Genomic DNA, 16,133 nt, shown 5'->3' with positions numbered 1-16,133 from the left:
TGCTGGCCCTGCTCGACGACTGGCATCCGGACCTGCTCGACCTCGTCCGCCAGGCCGACGTCGTCAACAGCTCACCCCTGACCGTCCGTTGCGCCAAGCCGGTACCGCACTGGGGCGGCACCCGCCGGGTCACCCTGCTCGGCGACGCGATCCACCCCATGCCACCGAGCGGCGGCCAGGGCGCCAACACGGCCCTGCGTGACGCCGCGCTGCTCTCCCGCTCACTCGCCGCCGTCCAACGCGATGAGGCCGAACTCCCGGCCGCCATCGCACAGTACGAACTCCGAATGCTCGACTACGGCTTCACCGCCGTCACCGAAAGCCTCCAACACCTACCGGACTTCACCCCCCCACGCGTCGGACTCACGATGAAACCGCCGGGTTCCGGCCCCAGACTCGCGAAGGAGGCGCCGGACCGGCTCATGTCGCACGGGGCTCTCGGCCGAGACAGTCAGAGCCCGGACCAACAGGTACCGACAAGCTCCGCGAGCCGTTCCAGCCCCCGGCCCGGCCCCACGAACGCCCCTCCCACAGGCAGCAGCAGGTGCCAGAGGCCGCCTCACCGGCAACCCGTCGCGGAAACCTGCAGCCGACGACGTCCAGCGGTACCACCACCCCCATGGAATTGACATGACGGAAAACACAAGCGGAGTTACGGAAATACGTCCGGCTCGGCCAGAGGACGCGCAGACCATCGGAGACATCTGGTATCGAGGGTGGTGCGACGCCCACCTGGGGAACGTTCCCGAAGCCCTACTCGCCATACGGACGCAGGAGTCGTTCGCCGTGCGCGCCGTGCAACGCGTCGGTGACGCGGTCGTCGCGGTCGTCGATGGTGCGGTGGCGGGCTTCGTGATGGTGGTCGACGACGAGGTCGAGCAGGTGTACGTGGCCCGCAACCACCGGGGAAGCGGTGTGGCCGTGGCTCTGCTCGCCGAAGCCGAGCGTCTCGTCGCAGCCGGCGGTCACGGGCGGGCCTGGCTGGCGGTGGTGGCCGGCAACCTCCGTGCCCGCACGTTCTACACGCGCAACGGCTGGGAGGACACCGGGGTCTTCGACCACCACGCGCCCAGCGACCAGGGTCCCGTACGCGTGCCCGCCCATCGTTACGTCAAGCGCCTCGTGACTCCTCCCCACGGCTAAAGCCGTGGGGCTTCCTGTGTCGGTGGCTACGCCACGTCGCAGAGGGCCAGCCCGGCCCTGGTGAGGACGTTCCGTGCGCCGACGTGATCGGCGTTCGCGGTGAACGCGCACGCGGTGCACTGGAACTTCGCTTGGGTGGTGCGGTTCTCCGCGCTGACGTGCCCGCATTCGGGGCAGGTGCGAGAGGTGTTGCGGGCGTCTATCGCGATCACTCGGCGACCGGCGCTTTCAGCCTTGTTCGCCAGGATCGTGAGGAACTGCCCCCAACCCGCGTCGAGGATGCTCTTGTTCAGCCCGGCCTTTGCGGCGGCCTGGTTCGGCAGGAATACGCCGGGTCGTTCGGGGTCGGGCCTGGCCTTCGGGGTGCGGGTCATGCCCGCGATGTTCAGCCGCTCGTGGGCGATCACGTCGTGGTCACGCACGAGGGCGAGGGCCTGCTTGTGGTGGTGGTCGAGTCGCTGACGGGCGATCTTCGCGTGCAGCCGAGCGACGGTGCGGGCGGCTGCACGGTGCCGCTTGGTGTGGTTCTTGGCCTTCCGCTTCTTCGGGAAGGTGTCCAGGTTCTTCTGTGCGACGGCAAGTTCCCCAGCGGAGTTGCGCAGGAAGCGAGGGTTCTCGACGTGTGCGCCGTCGCTGGTGGTGAGGAAGTGCACGGTACCCATGTCGATTCCGACCATCGCCCCGGTGCGCGGCAGCGGTTCGGCGGGCACCTCATCGCAGGCGAGGATCACATACCAGCGGCGGCCCTCGCGCTTGACGCTCATCGTCTTGACGCGGCCCTTGACCGGCCGGTGCCGATGAACCCGGACGTGTCCGACGCCTTGCAATCGAACACGGGTCTGCGGGTCGTGCGGGGTGGAGTCCCAGCGGCAGCCGTCGCCGTCCTTCGGGAAGACTACGGTGTCGAAGTGCCCGACGCCCTTGAAACGCGGATAGCCGGGCTCCTCGCCGGTCTTGACCCGGCGGAAGAACGCGGCGAATGCCTTGTCCAGCCTGCGGAGCGTGGCCTGCTGAGAGGAGAACGACCAGCGGCCTTGACGCTCCGGATCGAATGCCCGGATCTCCTTGAGTTGCGCGGACTGATCGACGTACTTGATGCTCGTCTTCGAGACGTGCCGGTAGGCGTCACGGCGTTCCTGCAACGCCCCGTTGTACAGCGAGCAGTGATCCCGCAGCATCTCGCCGAGCGCAGCGGCCTGCTGGACGGTCGGCCGTAGGAGGAACTTGTACGCGCGTATCACGCCTGCTCCTCCTTCTGCTTCTTCGTCCAGGGGCGCTACCACTGGGTGTTGATGTACTTCTCCACCGTCTCCGCGCTGACCGCGCCGACCGAGGCGACGAAGAACGACGATGACCACAGCGTGGGCATCGAGGACTTGAGGTGCGGAAACTCGGCGCGCAGCACACGGGAAGTGAAGCCCTTGAACTGATTCGCCACGTGGGATGCGGACGCCTTCGGCTCGTGCTTGACGAAAAGGTGTACGTGATCGGGCATCACCTCAAGGGCGATGGACTCCCGGTCCTTCTCGGCGGCCTTCTGCTCGATCAGCTCCCGCAGCCGGACCGCGACACGGCCACCGAGCACACGACGGCGGTACTTCGGGCACCACACCACGTGCAGCCCAAGTCGTACACGCCACCGGAATACCGGCGAACCTTCCGAGTCACAGACACGTGATCACTATGCACGCGACATGTGTCTAGTTGTGACGAATCGTCAGAATGGTTATCCGAGTGGGCTTCGGCGCTTCGCGCCTACGATCCAAGAATGCGATTCCCTCACCGGCTAAAGCCGGTGGTCCCCCCGCAAGAAGGTCTGATGGGACCGCGGCGGGCGGAAGTGCATTCATGAGCTTCGACCTGGCGACAGCCCACGCCTCCGGCGGTCTCCCCCGAACGCAGTGCGCTGGTGAAGGCGATCGCAGAACGTGTCCTGACCGTCGGCACGGGCCGTCTGCTGGTGGGAATCGACGGCCTCACCGCTTCCGGTAAGACGAGCTTCGGACACGAACTCGCCGAGTGGATCAGTGCCGCGGGACGCCCTGTGCTTCGGGCGAGCCTCGATGACTTCAAGAAGCCGTGGAAGGACCGGCGCCTCTACGACCGTGAGTCAGGGGAGGGGTACTACCGCAATGCGTACGACTACGACGTGGTCAAACGCCTGCTGCTCGATCCCTGCCGGACTCCAGGGACGACGTCCGCGGTCCTGTGCAGCATCGACCCGCTCACGCAGCAGGACCATGCTGCGGAGAGGACGGCGCTCACTTCCGGCACGGTTCTGATCGTGGATGGCGTCTTCGCCTTCCGGCCGGAGATCAACGGTTACTGGGACTTCCGGGTCTGGTTGCACGTGGATGCGGAGTTGTCCGTCCAGCGCGGCGCTGCCCGTGATCAGAACTGGACCGGATCCGAGACCGAGTCGATCCACCGCAACCGGTATCTGGTGGCAGAGGACATCTACGTCCGGGAAGTCGAGCCCGCCCGATGGTGGACGTCATCGTCGACAACTCGACGTTCGCCAGCCCTCGCATCCTGACGCCGTGATGCGGATTCGGTGGGCGGACACGGCAGCTGCGCATCCGCCCACTCACTGGATGCGGCGCACCCTCGGGCGGGTGGGCCCGGACTGTTGGGTGAGGTCGCGGACGGCCTGGCGGTCGGCGACGTCCTGCCGGTGGCGCTCACGACGCAGCGCGTGCTGGAGGGCGGTGTCGTGGTCAGGGTCCTGACGTTCGGCGCGGGTGGCGGCGGTGTGGTCGTGGACGCGCTGCCGTTCGGCGCGGATGGTGGCCGCGGTGGCGTAGACGACGAGTCGCCGTCGATCAGGCAGGCCCAGCCGTCCAGGCCGCAGGCGCCCTTCTCCACCCAGCCGCGCGTGGCCTGGGGGTTCCTTCAAGCTCGCTCGGGGCGAGGGCCGTCACCCGGTAGCCGTGAGGACGTCCAGGAATCGCGCGTGGTCGACCGAGACCGAGATCCGCGTCCGGGTGCCGGCCGCCGGACGCGCACCCCAGGCGCCGCGCTCGCGGTACACCTCGACCTCGCGGAACGCGCAGACGGATTCGTCGAGCGCCACGGCCGCCGCGAGCGGGTCGTGGAAGGCCTTGCCGGCGCGGCGCTTGGCCAGGTAGACCCCCATGCCCTCCCGCACGAGCGCCATTCCGGGTGTGAGCCGCCGCGCCGACAGGGCGGCGTGCATCGCGCCGTCGTAGACGACGCCGTGGCAGACGTTCTTCGAGACGAGCACCCGCTCACCGACGTGGGGCGATTCCAGCAGCTTCAACGCGGCGTCCGGAGCGCCGTTGAAGTTGAACGTCGGGCAGGTCTCGCGTCCCTCGAACTTGGGGAGACGGTGTTCGGGCGGGACGACGGAGTCGCCGGCGAAGCCGCCCTGCGCGACCCAGCGGGCGATGCGCACGTTCGGTTCCCGCTCCAGGAGCATGCCGGGGTTCTTCAGCGGCGCCCCCGTGAGCAGCGTCGCGTCCCCGCTGGCGAAGGCGTCCCGCAGCAGCTGCCAGGCCTCGGCGTCGGGTTCGCGAGCCGGAGCGTTGCCAAGCCATCGGCGGTGGAAGCCCGACACCGGCTTCACGTCGGCGCCGGGCCGGTATGCGCCGACCGGCGCGCTCACCCCGAGGCGCCCGAGGAGGTGCTTGACGATGCCGACCTGCTCATCCGATCCGGGCATGACCGTCACGGCCACCAAGTGTGCCCACGGATGGGTCGCGAGGGCACACAGGGTGAAGACGTCGTCGGGGTCGCCGGTCTCCATGTCGAACACGATCGGGATTGCCATGCCCGCGACCGTACCGACCCGACGGAGCGTCACCAACGGAATATCGGCGAGACGAGCGCGTGCGGCCGCCGCCGACTACCGCCGACGTGCGCTGCTGGCCGCCAACGCAGCATCAGCAGCCGAACCACCGGGCCAGGCCAGCAGTGGGCAGTCCGCTCCCACGTGATCTACCACCCCGCCGTCGGCGGCGAGGCGCGGCCCGGCGCTGGTTGGGTCCACGTACCTTGCGCGGCGGGCAAGCAGGAGACCTTCGAGTACCCGGACCGGCTGATCGAGGCGCAGCGGGCGCTGGCGGCCGTGCGGCCGAGCGCCGCTCCTATCCGGCGTCGTTGCGTTCGTGGAGCGGTGCTCTCTCGCCCGGCAGCCGACCGTGTCCGCCCGGCTCGGCAGGACCCGGGTCAAGGCTCGCGCGGCGACCGCGAAGCGGCCCGGCCTTGATGCGTGCCCCGGGCCGGGGGTCCTCCCGTCCGGGCGGACCCGCCACCGCGAGCAGCGCACTTCATGCGGTCTAACGGATTCCGCCGGCCACCGCCTGCCGCGCGGCCCGCGCCAGGCCGTCCGTCCAGGGTTCGCCGTGGCCCGGCAGCACGGTGGCGATCTCGTGTTCGGCGATCTTCTCCAGTGAGGCCAGCGCGGCCGTGCTGTCCTGGGTGAAGGCCCGGCAGATGACGCACGGTCCGACCCGGCCGGCCACCGCGTCGTGGGTGACCAGGGCGTCGCCGGTGAAGGCGACCGAGGCGTCCGGGAAGAGGTAGCTGGTGCTGCCGTGCGTGTGGCCGGGCGTGTGGACCGCGAGCGGCGCGCCGGGCAGGTCGAGTTGCCGGTCGTGTGTGAAGGTGCGCAGGCTGCGGATCGGCGGGATGCGCAGGGCGCCGCCCCGGGCCAGGTGCAGCGGTGCGCGCAGGCTGTTCGGGCGGCGGAGTGCGTAGCCGAGCAGTGAACGCTCCGGGGTCCAGACCTCGTTCAGTCGTCGGGGCTCGGTCAGGATCGGCGCGTCGGACTCGTGCACCCAGATCTCGGCGCCGGAGGCGGCGCGGACCCGCTCGGCGACGCCGACGTGGTCGGGGTGGCCGTGGGTGACCAGCACCGCCGCGATGTCGGTGATCGGGCGGCCGAGGTCGCGCAGTGCGGTCCGAAGGCCGTCCCAGTGCGCGGGCAGTCCGGCGTCGACCAGCAGCAGGGCGGGCCCGGTGTCGACCAGGTAGAAGTTGACCAGGTGGTCACCCAGGCGGTGCACGGTGGTCATCGCGCTCACCGGCCCAGCTGGATCGTGGTGCCGGGCAGGGACGCGACCGGTTCGGCGCCGAGCAGCCGCGCCGCTGTCCAGGCACCGGGCGGCGGGCCGTCGAGGAGGCGGGTGGCGGTCGCGACGGCGACCGCCGTGGTGAACGCGAACCCCTCGCCGGTGCTCAGCTGCGCGGTGTGCACCCGCCCGTCCGCGTCGGTGAGTTCCGCGTAGGCGTGGGAGCGGCCGTCGTCCGTCCCCGTGCCGCGCGGGACGGCGTACGCGGTGACCTCCGGTGCACCGCTCGCCTCCCGCGCCGCCTCCAGGTCGCCGATCGGCACGGGGATCACGGTCCGGGCGGCGCCGCCGAAGGTGAGGGTGGTGGCGCCCTCGCCGAGCGGCGCGCGCACCAGCTCGCCGGCCCGGTAGCGGGTGGCCCCCTCGGCCATGGCCTCGGCGACGGTTCCGCGCACGCCGTCGGTGTCGTGGGCGCTGTGGGGGGCGGTGGCGACCTTCACCTCGGTCGCGCCGACGCCCGTCCCCAGCAGGGCCAGCACCAGTGCCTCGGTGGCGGCCGGGCCGAACCCCGCTCCGGTCACCAGGGTGGCGCCGCGTCCGCGGGCCTCGGCGTCCCGGTCGAGCAGGGCGCGCACGGCGGCCCGCTCGTTGGCGAGGTCGAGGTAGGCGGTGCCGGCGTCCAGGCAGGCCGCCACCACCGGCGGGGACAGCCGGGCGAACGGACCGACCGTGTTGACCAGCACCTTGCCCGCACCGGCCGCCGCTCTCAGCGAGGCGGGGTCCGCCAGGTCCACCGCCAGGACCGAGACCGCCCCTGTCTCGAACCGGGCCGCGGTCCGCGTCAGCCGCGCGGCGTCCCGGCCGGCGAGCACGACCCGCCGACCTTGCCGGACCAGTTCCTCGGTGATCAGGCCACCGGTGGTGCCGGAGGCGCCGAGGACCACGAAGTCACTACGCATGACCATGCCCCTTCCCGTCGGCGGGGCCCTCCCGCCGACGGGGACATCATGACACAACATCGATGTCACATCATCAATGTCTAGTCATGAATGTTGGGTCATCAATGTCGTACCATTGATATGCTGGCTCCCGTACTCGGACGGCGGACCAGGCGGACCAGGCGCACCCCGGGTCCGCCGAGAGCGAAGGAGCGCACGTGACCGCCGACCGCACCCACTCCCCCCGGGCCGCCCACGACGAGCTGCGCTACCTTCTGCTGGCGGCCCAGCGCGAGGGCAGCCGCCGGTTCGGCGAGGCCCTGCGCCCGCTGGGCCTGACGCCGCCCCAGGCCGAGGTGCTCGACGTGCTGGCGGGCCACCAGCCGGTCACCCTCGCCGCCCTCGGCCGTCTGCTCGTCTGCGAGCAGGGCAGCCCGAGCCGGCTGGTCGACTCGCTGGTCCAACGGGGCCTGGTCAGCCGCCTCCCTCACGAGCAGGACAAGCGCGCCGTCCTGCTCGAACTCACCGCCGAAGGCCAGGCCCTGGCCGACCGGCTCGGCGAAGCGACCGGCCGGCTCACCGCCGCGATGGCCGAACCGCTCTCGGGCGCGGACATCGCGACCCTCACCGGCCTACTGCACACACTGCTCGAAGGCACCGACGTCGCCCGGACCGTCCGCAACCGTTTCCCCCGTTAGCCACACCGGCGACCGGCGCCGGGACACGGTTCGACCGACCCGGCGTGGTCGGCACACTCCCGCGCACGGGCACCGCGGACGACGAACCCCCGCCGTACCGCCACCGGTTCGCGCGCGAGATGCCCGCCGACCCCGCCCGGGCCCCGGGCCGCGGATGCCGCGGCGGTGGCGCTCACGACGCGGCGCGTGCTGGAGGGCGGTGTCGTGGTCGGGGTCGTAAGCACTGCGGGCACTCCAGCCGGCCCGGGCCGGCCATCTCCCGCAGCTCCGGCTTCGGGCCCTCCTTCCCGCCGACCGAGGCCCGGCACGTCCAGCACGGGCGCAGCGCGGCGTTCGGAGCCTGCCACACACCGTCCGGACGCGGTGCGCAGCCGCGCGGCGATGGCGTCGAGCCTGCTCGGCAGGCTGGGGGCGGCTGTGGGCGTCCGGATGGGTCTGTGGGCCGGGGGCGCTGGGCGGCTGCAGGCCGTTGCCGGGAGGCCTGGGGCACCGCTGGGGGCCGAGGGCCGGGCCGCGTCGGGCCACGAGCTCGCCAGGGCGGGGAAGTGCTCACGGCCGGTTCGACGAAGCCGGGCTGACCGGGTGGGGCCGGCTCCGAAGGGTGCGGTTGGCCGGCGGTCACGACTCGAAGAACTGCCGCACCACCCGCTCAGCCGCCTCGTCCGCAGCCGCGACAGGCGACAGCTCGTCGAGCGTGTCCAGATCGGTGTCTTCGCTGAGTTCGTCCTCCCAGGCGGCGGCCAGCTGCTCCTGTCGCTCCTGCGGCTGCGCCTGCACCTTTTCGCGGCTGGCGGGGCTGAGGGAGGTGAGGAAGCGGGCGAGTTGGTCGTCGGCGGGCATGGAGGCCTTCCCGGGAGCAGGGTGCGTGTTCACCGGGCCCATGTTCACCGGCGGGTGTACTGGGAAGGGCGCAATGCGCGAAGCAGGGAGCGAGAGTCACCCGAGCGGACGTCTGGTCCGCATCGCAGACAAAACGAACGGCATTGCGGCTGTTGGCGGTCCGACAGCCAGGTGAACGGGTCCATCAGCGTGCGCGCGTGCTGCCGCCGTTTCGGATCGGCGGCACCCCCTACGCACCGCCTGACCCGCTCGGACGCCCACGTATGGCCCGCCGCGCGCCGCAGGCACCTCAACCGCCCGGACGTTATGGAATACCGCCCGTGACCGACCACAGCGCACCCGACGCACAGATCTTCGCCCAGATCCTGCGGCTCCTTCACGTCACCGACCCCGTCATCCCGGCCCACACCTACGAAGCCGCGACCGACCAGCACGCCCTGCGCACGGCCAGCCTCGCGGCCGCCGCCTACGGCGCCCTGGCCAGCGAGGCCACACTGGCGGAGATCCAACTGCTGAACAGCGGCGCGGGCCTGGACGAAATCACCGCCAGCCGCGCGACCATACTGCCCGCGATGACCGCCAACCTGCCCACCATCTGGTACTGGCAGGTCTCCCAACTCGCCGGACAGCTGCGCTACCTCCGCGATGCCACCGAGGGCCGAAACCAGCTGATCAACGCCGCCAGCGACACGGCCCGCGCCCTCATGCTGATTCTCCAGGCCGACCTCGACCAGGACTACCAGCCAGCGACGGCAGCAAGCGCCCTCACCGAGGCCAACGAGATGCTCGCCCGTGCCCGCACCCAGATCACCGACCCGGACCACGGATAGACGCCTCGGCCCCCGCGCGTGGCCCACGACCTGACACTCAGGTGCCCGACCGCCCGGGAATCCGGCTGCGGACCTCGGCGGACGTCTTCGCCCACGCCCAGGGGTCGATACGGCCGACCGTCTGCCCGCCGTGCCGGAGGCCCCCCGTTTTCCGACCTGGAGGGGCCCGGGCCTGAGAGAGCACCATCAGGCGGTCGGTAATGACCTGCCCGAGGGACGCGCGTCCGAGAGCGGTTGACCTCGGCATGGTCTGGATACAGACGGTACACCCGCGCCCGGTCACCAATCGCGCGCTGACGGACCGACCTGACAGGAGTGCCATGCCACATCCGACCACGCGTCGCACAGCCCGCTACGGCTGGGCACCGGACCTGCCCGACGCCCGCGACTTCCTCTACTCCGCACCGCGTCTCTCGCTCATCAGCCTGCCGCCCTCAGCGGATCTGCGCGGCCAGTGCCCGCCGGTCTACGACCAGGGCGAGATCGGCAGCTGTACCGCGAACGCCATCGCCGCGGCGTTCGAGTTCGAGCTCATGAGGCAGAACCTGCAGGCCTTCGTTCCGTCGCGGCTGTTCATCTACTACAACGAACGGGTGATCGAGGGTCATGCCAGTACGGACTCGGGCGCACAGCTGCGTGACGGGATCAAGTCCGTGGCGAACCTGGGTGTGTGTCCGGAGGACGAGTGGCCTTACGACGGCACACCCGCACTCTCCGACGGAGGCCCCTTCCCGCAGAACGCGCGGGCCGGCCAGAAGCCTCCGGCGAGCTGCTACACGGAGGCCCTCAAGTCCACGGTGACCGCCTACCAACGCGTTAGCCGGGACCTCAACCAGTTCAAGGCCTGTCTCGCGGCTGGCTTCCCGTTCGTCTTCGGATTCACTGTCTACGCCGACTTCGAGAGCGCTGAGGTCCAGAAGACCGGCGTCGCACAGCTGCCGACGACGGACGAGGAGGTGATCGGCGGACACGCCGTGATGGCCGTGGGTTACGACGACCAGACCGAGCGCTTCATCGTCCGCAACTCCTGGGGGCCCGGCTGGGGCATGGACGGCTACTTCACCATGCCGTACGCCTACCTCACCGAGCAGGGACTCGCCTCGGACTTCTGGACGATCCGCATCGTCACCTGAACCCGCCTTCTTCTCCGGGCCGCTCATCGGTGGAGGCCTTGAACGTGGCGAAGGCGGCGCGGCGGTCCTTGAGGCGGTCGCTGCCGGCCACGGCGAGCGCCGTCAACCGTTCCGGCCTTTCCGCGGCGGGCAGCGGCTCGGAGGCCTCCAGCAGGAGGCGGAACATGCCGGGCGTCCGTGAGCCGTGGACGGTGATCTGCGGGCTGCCCGCCGCGTGGACGGCGTCGCCGCCGTACGCGGCCGAACCGGCGCGGCCGAGGAGGCCGGCGGTGGCGACGGCGTCCAGGGCGTGCTCGGAGGTCGTCGCGGTCGTCGCAGCGCAACTCCCGGTCACCGAAGGCGTCCAGCAGGTCCTCCGGTGGGACGACGGTTGCACGACCGACACGGACGCAACGAGGTGGATCCGGCCTCAGGGGCCGAAGGCCCGGGGTGCCCACTGGTCGAGGTAGTCGGCGGTCGGCCGCAGCCCAGAGGCGAGGAGCCGTTGCCGCGCCGCCGCCCACGGCTCGGCGAGGACGGTGGTGATCGCGCCGGGGAAGGCGGCCTCCAGCCCGAATCCGCTGAAGGCCGCGAAGCCCCCCTCCGCGAGGAAGCGGTCGCGGACGACCGCCAGGCAGCCGCCCGGGAGGAGACCGACCTCGATGGGTCCGGGCCCGGCCACCGGGCGCCGGCGGTAGGTCAGCAGGGCGTCCACGAGTTCAGCCCCGCAGCCCACGAACCGGCTGTCGGAGGCGTCCCGCACCGCGGGTCCGACCAGCGCGTCCGGCACGGCGGCGCGGCGGTCCTGCGGTCCGACGGTGTTGACGTTCTCGCGGAAGGTGATCGCCCGGGAGTGTGCCGTGTCTCCGTCGCCGGCTCACGCGTCCTCCCCCGGGGCCCGCGGGGCCCGCCGCCGGCGGGACGGGCCACGCGGCCGTCCAGCAGCGGCAGGTCGTCACAGGCGTCCGGGCGACCACCGGTCCATCGCCCCCATCCGCCACCGGAGGCGCGCGCCGGATCTCGCGGCGGACCGGCACCCCGTGAGAGCCGCCGGGACGAACAGGACTCAGCCGGTGCGAACCCCGAGGGCAGAGTGCGTAGCACCAGCTCGACGGTGGTGGCCGGGTCGTGCGTCCACATCACGGTGGGGGTCGTCCCGCTCATGGTGTGGATCATCGCGGCCGCCGCGGGCACCCTGCGCGGCCGCCGCCCGGGGCCCGGTGGCGCCTCTTCGGCGGGAGAGGGGGGCAGAAAAGCGGCCGGCCCGGCATCCGAGGGGGTGGATGCCGGGCCGGGTGTGACGGGGGGTCAGCGCGACGCGGTCTTGCGGGTGCGGCGGGAGACGGAGTCCAGGACGACGGCGGCGAGCAGGACGGCGCCGGTGATCATGTACTGGATGGCCTGGTCGACGTGGACCATGTCGAGGCCGGTGGTGATGCTCTGGATGACCAGGATGCCCAGCAGGGCCGACCAGGTCTTGCCGCGTCCGCCGAACAGGCTGGTGCCGCCGATGACGGCCGCCGCGATGGAGTTCATCAGGACGTTGCCGCCGCCGAGGATCTTGTCGGCGGAGCCCTGCTGGGAGGCGTAGAAGAGGCCGCCGAGGGCGGCCATGCCGGCGGAGATCATGAAGACCGAGATCCGGACCCAGGCGACGTTGATGCCCGCGCGCCGGGCCGCCTCCACGCCACCGCCGACGGCGAAGATCTGCCGGCCGTAGCTCGTGCGGCGCAGGACGAAGTCGGTGACGACCACGATGGTCAGGAAGACCAGCACGGGCAGCGGCAGACCGCGGTCCTGGTTGAGCATGTAGGCGGCGCTCAGCGCGACGACGGCGAGGACGCCGGTGCGCAGCGCGATCTCGCTGACGGGTCGCGCGGTGAGGCCGGCGGCGCTGCGGCGGCGGGCGTCGAGGATCTGTCCGGCGGCGAAGAGCGCGACGGCGAGGACGGCGAGGCCCCAGGCGTAGACGATGTCGCCGTCGCCGAGGAAGTAGTTGTCCAGGTTGGCCAGGACGCCGTCGTGGACGACGTTGACGGTGCCCTTGTCGCCGAGGACGTACTCCTGCAGGCCGCTCCAGGCGAGCAGGCCGGCGAGGGTGACGACGAAGGCCGGGACGCCGATCTTGGCGAAGAAGAAGCCGTGCAGGGCGCCGATGGCGACGGCGACGGCGACGGCGATGAGGCAGGCGAGCCACTCGTTGTAGCCGGAGCGTGCGGACAGGACGGCGGCGATGGCGGCGGAGGCACCGGCGACGGAGCCGAGGGAGAGGTCGATCTCGCCGAGCAGGAGCACGAAGACGATGCCGACGGCGATCAGTCCGGGGCCGGCGATCCACTGGGTGATGTGGGTGATGTTGTCGGCGTTGAGGAAGTCGCCGGTGACGCCCTGGAAGATGGCGGCGATGAGGATCAGGCCGAGGACGACGGGTACGGAGCCGAGGTCGCCGTTCTTCATCTTCTGCTTGAACTCGGCGAGGTAGCCGGCGATGCCGGCCTCGCGGACGAGCAGGCGGGGGTCGACCGCGGGGGTGGCCGGGGCGGGCTCGGCCGGGGCGGACTTGGTCGGGGTGGGCTGTTCGGTGGTCACTTCGCTTCCTCCGCGAGTCGGGCCTGGCGCCGGGTGACGGCGTTCTCGGTGGCGCCGGTGATGGCGGAGATGATCTCCTCGTGCGAGGTGCCGGCCACCTCGAAGACGCCGTTGTTGCGGCCCAGGCGCAGGACGGCGACGGTGTCGGCGACGGCCTTGACGTCGGCCATGTTGTGGCTGATCAGGATGACGCCGAGGCCCCGGTCGCGCAGGCGCTCGACGAGGTCGAGGACCTGGGCGGTCTGCTCGACGCCGAGGGCGGCGGTGGGCTCGTCCAGAATGACGATCTTGGGGTCGCCGACGAGGGCACGGGCGATGGCGACCACCTGGCGCTGGCCGCCGGAGAGGGCGGCGATGGGGATGCGCACGCTCGGGATGCGGATGGACAGGGTGTCGAGCAGTTCGCGTGCCCGCTTCTCCATGGCGACTTCGTCGAGCGTGCCGTAGCTCTTCAGTTCGCGGCCGAGGAAGAGGTTGCCGACCACGTCGAGGTTGTCGCAGAGCGCGAGGTCCTGGTAGACGGTGGCGACGCCGAGGGCCTGGGCGTCGTGCGGGCGGGCGATGGAGACCGCCTCGCCCTCCCACTCGATCGTTCCCTCGTCGATGGGGTGCACGCCGGCGATGGTCTTCACCAGCGTGGACTTTCCGGCGCCGTTGTCGCCCACCAGGGCCACCACCTCGCCGGCGTGCACCTCCAGGTGCACGTCGGTCAGTGCCTGGACGGCGCCGAAGCGCTTGGAGACCCCGCGCAACGCCAGTACGGGTGCGCCTGTCACGTGAACCATCTCCTTCTTCCCGCGCGCGCCGTGATGGTGGTCGGCGGCCGGGCTGGCCCGCGCACCGTGCGGCGCGGGCGGGTGAGCGTGTGAAAGGGGTGCCGGAGCGGGGCGGGCCCGCCGCGCGGCGCGGGCGGTGCTCCCCCGGGGAGGTGGGGAGCTCCGCCCGGGCGGAACTACTTCAGGCCGGCCGCGGCGCAGGCGGCGGCGTAGTCCGCGGTGCAGATGTCGGAGACCTTGTAGAGGCCGTCGGCGATCACGGTGTCCTGGATGTTGGCCTTGGTGACGACCTTGGGGTCGAGCAGCTTGGCCGGGATGCCCTTGTCGGTGGCGCTGTCGACGCTGGCGGTGGCCACGGTCTTGACGTCCTTGCCCTGCAGCAGGTCGACGGCCAGCTCGGCGGCGCTGTCGGCGAGCGGCTTGTAGGCCTTGTAGATGGTGTAGGCCTGGTCGCCGTTGACGATGCGCTGGACGGCGTCCAGACCGGCGTCCTGGCCGCCGACGGGGACCTTGATGCCCGCGCCCTGGAGCTGGGTGATGATGGCGCCGGCCATGCCGTCGTTGGCGGAGTAGACGCCCTGGAAGCCGTCCTTGCCGAGCTGGGTGATCGCGGCGCCGATCTTCTGCCCGGCGACGGTGGGCTTCCACTCGCCCGACTGCTCGTAGACGACCTTCTTGACCTTGCCGTCGAGGACCTTGTGGGCGCCGGCCTTGAACTGGCCGGCGTTCGGGTCCGCGTCATCGCCGTTGATCATGACGATGTTGTCGTCGGCGGCCTGCGGGCCGAGCGCGTCCAGCAGGGCCTGGCCCTGGAGTTCGCCGACCTTCTCGTTGTCGAAGGAGGCGTAGGCGGCGACCGGGCCGGTGGCCAGGCGGTCGTAGGCGACGACCTTGACGCCCTTGGCGGCGGCCTCCTGCACCCAGCCCTGGGTGGAGGTGGCGTCGAAGGCGTCCAGCACGATCACCTTGACGCCCTGGGCGATCAGGGTGTCGAACTGCTGCTTCTGCTTGGCGGCGCTGCCCTCGGCGTTGTTGTAGAGCACCTTGCAGTCCGCGCACAGGGCCTTGACCTTGGCCTCGATGAAGGGCCGGTCGAAGGACTCGTAGCGGGTCGAGGACGCGTTCTCGGGCAGCAGCAGGCCGATGGACTTGGTGTCGCCGGAGGCGGCGGAGTCCTTCTTGTCGCCGCCGGCCTTGCCGCACGCGGCCAAGGACAGGGCCATCGAGACGGCGGCGGTGGCGATGACGGCTCGACGCATCGTTGCGTTCATGGTGGGGGTGCCTCCCTGACGTCGCCGCGACGGTGCGGCGGAGTTGGCTGGAGTCAACCCTCACCCGCCAGATTGAGTCAAGAAGTAAATGCAAGACGAGACCTAGTCAGACCTATTCGTTATCTTCTTGAAGATAACGAGGCCGAAAACGGGCGCCTCCGGACCGGCGGCCGGGGACCACCCGACCCGGCCGGCCGCGCCTGCCCCAGAGGCGGGCGTCATGAACACACAGAGACGCAGGGTAGACCGCCCGTAACGGCGGCGGGGGCGGCCGGCCCGCGGCCAGGGCTAGCGAGAGGTCGGGCCGCGGGTCGGACGCCGCATGGTCCGCTCGGGCGACCTGTGGGAGTTATGCGTTCAATATGTGTCGATTGGATCTTTCTCGCGGGTCGGCCGCGAACCCCACGGCGGTGCTCCCGCCTGCGGAAGCACCCGGCCTGGCCGGCACCCCGGACCCGACCCGCCCTGCCTCCGGAGGATCCTGACGCACAGTCAGCGGCGGCCGCGCGGGGCCGGGCCGCCTGCCGCCGTCTTTACGAGCCGATGGGTTGCCGGGCAGGGTCCGTGACGGCTCCCCCTCGGCACCGACGAGGACGACGATCGTCGCGCCGGGACCCGGCCCGTTCCCAGGGTGCCCGGGCGACGGTCGGACGGGAGCGCCGACCGTCCGGTGGATCACGCCGCGGCCGCGGGGTCGCAGGGGGCGGCGACGGCACCCCGGGGGGACGTGCGGGGCGGACGCGCGACCCCGTGAGCCACTCCGCGTCGTCGAGGGCGAAGGCGCGCCGCGGGAGGTCCTGCTGCGCCGCCGCGTCCTCCCGCGCCGGGCGGCCGGGAACGGCACGAGGGCCCGCGCCGGCGCGGATGCGCGGGCACGGGCCCTCGTGGGTCGCCCTGGTGGTC

General features: G+C 71.3%; 18 protein-coding genes. 6 read left to right on the top strand and 12 right to left on the bottom strand.

Going from position 1 to position 16,133, the window contains the following annotated elements; all coding sequences use genetic code 11:
* The first annotated feature begins 2 nt into the window (after positions 1-2).
* Positions 3-629 (top strand): FAD-dependent oxidoreductase, encoded by a 627-nt coding sequence (locus ACWCYO_RS37425; RefSeq protein ID WP_449786711.1) that lies wholly within the window; start codon positions 3-5, stop codon positions 627-629.
* Positions 630-786: 157 nt separating this feature from the next.
* A complete protein-coding gene (locus tag ACWCYO_RS37420; RefSeq protein ID WP_270150376.1) occupies positions 787-1,143 on the top strand; it encodes a GNAT family N-acetyltransferase in 357 nt (118 codons plus the stop codon).
* Between the two features lie 26 nt (positions 1,144-1,169).
* On the opposite strand, the gene ACWCYO_RS37415 is transcribed toward ACWCYO_RS37420, so the two are convergent.
* Together ACWCYO_RS37415 and tnpA are read right to left on the bottom strand one after the other, a co-directional pair.
* A complete protein-coding gene (locus tag ACWCYO_RS37415) occupies positions 1,170-2,384 on the bottom strand; it encodes an RNA-guided endonuclease InsQ/TnpB family protein (RefSeq protein ID WP_449786710.1) in 1,215 nt (404 codons plus the stop codon).
* A 35-nt stretch (positions 2,385-2,419) separates the two neighbouring features.
* Positions 2,420-2,764 carry an IS200/IS605 family transposase gene (gene tnpA, locus ACWCYO_RS37410; RefSeq protein ID WP_449786712.1) on the bottom strand — a complete coding sequence of 115 codons (345 nt, stop codon included), beginning with the start codon at positions 2,762-2,764 and terminating at the stop codon, positions 2,420-2,422.
* 288 nt (positions 2,765-3,052) lie between these two features.
* Here tnpA and ACWCYO_RS37405 point away from each other — a divergent pair, with 288 nt between their 5' ends.
* Positions 3,053-3,679: a uridine kinase gene (locus ACWCYO_RS37405; protein ID WP_449786709.1), complete on the top strand. Its 627-nt coding sequence runs from the start codon at positions 3,053-3,055 to the stop codon at positions 3,677-3,679.
* Between the two features lie 51 nt (positions 3,680-3,730).
* Here the strand turns inward: ACWCYO_RS37405 and ACWCYO_RS37400 are convergent, their stop codons facing one another.
* From ACWCYO_RS37400 to ACWCYO_RS37385, 4 genes are all read right to left on the bottom strand, one after another.
* On the bottom strand, positions 3,731-4,039 hold the full coding sequence (locus ACWCYO_RS37400; protein ID WP_270150372.1) for a hypothetical protein: 309 nt from the start codon (positions 4,037-4,039) through the stop codon (positions 3,731-3,733).
* Between the two features lie 21 nt (positions 4,040-4,060).
* Positions 4,061-4,933 (bottom strand): nucleoside hydrolase, encoded by an 873-nt coding sequence (locus ACWCYO_RS37395; protein WP_270150370.1) that lies wholly within the window; start codon positions 4,931-4,933, stop codon positions 4,061-4,063.
* A 508-nt stretch (positions 4,934-5,441) separates the two neighbouring features.
* Entirely contained in the window at positions 5,442-6,179 is a 738-nt protein-coding gene (locus tag ACWCYO_RS37390; RefSeq protein ID WP_449786708.1) for an MBL fold metallo-hydrolase, read from the bottom strand.
* 5 nt (positions 6,180-6,184) lie between these two features.
* The gene (locus tag ACWCYO_RS37385; protein ID WP_449786707.1) at positions 6,185-7,135 is read right to left on the bottom strand and encodes a saccharopine dehydrogenase NADP-binding domain-containing protein; all 951 of its coding nucleotides are present in this window, start codon (positions 7,133-7,135) and stop codon (positions 6,185-6,187) included.
* A 197-nt stretch (positions 7,136-7,332) separates the two neighbouring features.
* On the opposite strand from ACWCYO_RS37385, the gene ACWCYO_RS37380 reads away from it, so the two are divergent.
* Positions 7,333-7,812 carry a MarR family winged helix-turn-helix transcriptional regulator gene (locus tag ACWCYO_RS37380; RefSeq protein WP_449786706.1) on the top strand — a complete coding sequence of 160 codons (480 nt, stop codon included), beginning with the start codon at positions 7,333-7,335 and terminating at the stop codon, positions 7,810-7,812.
* 618 nt (positions 7,813-8,430) lie between these two features.
* On the opposite strand, the gene ACWCYO_RS37375 is transcribed toward ACWCYO_RS37380, so the two are convergent.
* Positions 8,431-8,652 carry a hypothetical protein gene (locus ACWCYO_RS37375; RefSeq protein ID WP_449786705.1) on the bottom strand — a complete coding sequence of 74 codons (222 nt, stop codon included), beginning with the start codon at positions 8,650-8,652 and terminating at the stop codon, positions 8,431-8,433.
* Positions 8,653-8,972: 320 nt separating this feature from the next.
* Here ACWCYO_RS37375 and ACWCYO_RS37370 point away from each other — a divergent pair, with 320 nt between their 5' ends.
* Positions 8,973-9,482 (top strand): hypothetical protein, encoded by a 510-nt coding sequence (locus ACWCYO_RS37370; RefSeq protein ID WP_270150364.1) that lies wholly within the window; start codon positions 8,973-8,975, stop codon positions 9,480-9,482.
* A gap of 320 nt (positions 9,483-9,802) precedes the next feature.
* Positions 9,803-10,615 carry a C1 family peptidase gene (locus ACWCYO_RS37365; protein WP_270150363.1) on the top strand — a complete coding sequence of 271 codons (813 nt, stop codon included), beginning with the start codon at positions 9,803-9,805 and terminating at the stop codon, positions 10,613-10,615.
* Here ACWCYO_RS37365 and ACWCYO_RS37360 read toward each other — a convergent pair.
* From ACWCYO_RS37360 to ACWCYO_RS37340, 5 genes are all read right to left on the bottom strand, one after another.
* On the bottom strand, positions 10,608-10,949 hold the full coding sequence (locus tag ACWCYO_RS37360; RefSeq protein ID WP_270150362.1) for a hypothetical protein: 342 nt from the start codon (positions 10,947-10,949) through the stop codon (positions 10,608-10,610). The two genes, ACWCYO_RS37365 and ACWCYO_RS37360, sit on opposite strands and share 8 nt — an antisense overlap.
* A gap of 75 nt (positions 10,950-11,024) precedes the next feature.
* Positions 11,025-11,384, bottom strand: a complete 360-nt coding sequence (locus ACWCYO_RS37355) for a hypothetical protein (protein WP_449786704.1) — start codon at positions 11,382-11,384, stop codon at positions 11,025-11,027.
* 518 nt (positions 11,385-11,902) lie between these two features.
* The gene (locus ACWCYO_RS37350) at positions 11,903-13,183 is read right to left on the bottom strand and encodes a sugar ABC transporter permease (RefSeq protein WP_405000772.1); all 1,281 of its coding nucleotides are present in this window, start codon (positions 13,181-13,183) and stop codon (positions 11,903-11,905) included.
* Positions 13,180-13,968 (bottom strand): ATP-binding cassette domain-containing protein, encoded by a 789-nt coding sequence (locus tag ACWCYO_RS37345; RefSeq protein WP_270150358.1) that lies wholly within the window; start codon positions 13,966-13,968, stop codon positions 13,180-13,182. The genes ACWCYO_RS37350 and ACWCYO_RS37345 overlap by 4 nt, the downstream gene beginning before the upstream one ends.
* A gap of 167 nt (positions 13,969-14,135) precedes the next feature.
* On the bottom strand, positions 14,136-15,230 hold the full coding sequence (locus tag ACWCYO_RS37340) for a sugar ABC transporter substrate-binding protein (protein ID WP_270150357.1): 1,095 nt from the start codon (positions 15,228-15,230) through the stop codon (positions 14,136-14,138).
* Between the last annotated feature and the right edge of the window lie 903 nt (positions 15,231-16,133).

The sequence above is a fragment of the Kitasatospora sp. NPDC001683 genome (genome assembly GCF_053596495.1).
This window is presented reverse-complemented; position numbering and strand designations above follow the sequence as displayed.

Bases quoted from the DNA above. Each gene is read 5' to 3' on its own strand.
- ACWCYO_RS37395 (WP_270150370.1), bottom strand. From the start codon at position 4,933: ATGGCAATCCCGATCGTGTTCGACATGGAGACCGGCGACCCCGACGAC.
- ACWCYO_RS37390 (WP_449786708.1), bottom strand. From the start codon at position 6,179: ATGACCACCGTGCACCGCCTGGGTGACCACCTGGTCAACTTCTACCTG.
- ACWCYO_RS37385 (WP_449786707.1), bottom strand. From the start codon at position 7,135: ATGCGTAGTGACTTCGTGGTCCTCGGCGCCTCCGGCACCACCGGTGGC.
- ACWCYO_RS37375 (WP_449786705.1), bottom strand. From the start codon at position 8,652: ATGCCCGCCGACGACCAACTCGCCCGCTTCCTCACCTCCCTCAGCCCC.
- ACWCYO_RS37365 (WP_270150363.1), top strand. From the start codon at position 9,803: ATGCCACATCCGACCACGCGTCGCACAGCCCGCTACGGCTGGGCACCG.
- ACWCYO_RS37345 (WP_270150358.1), bottom strand. From the start codon at position 13,968: ATGGTTCACGTGACAGGCGCACCCGTACTGGCGTTGCGCGGGGTCTCC.
- ACWCYO_RS37340 (WP_270150357.1), bottom strand. From the start codon at position 15,230: ATGAACGCAACGATGCGTCGAGCCGTCATCGCCACCGCCGCCGTCTCG.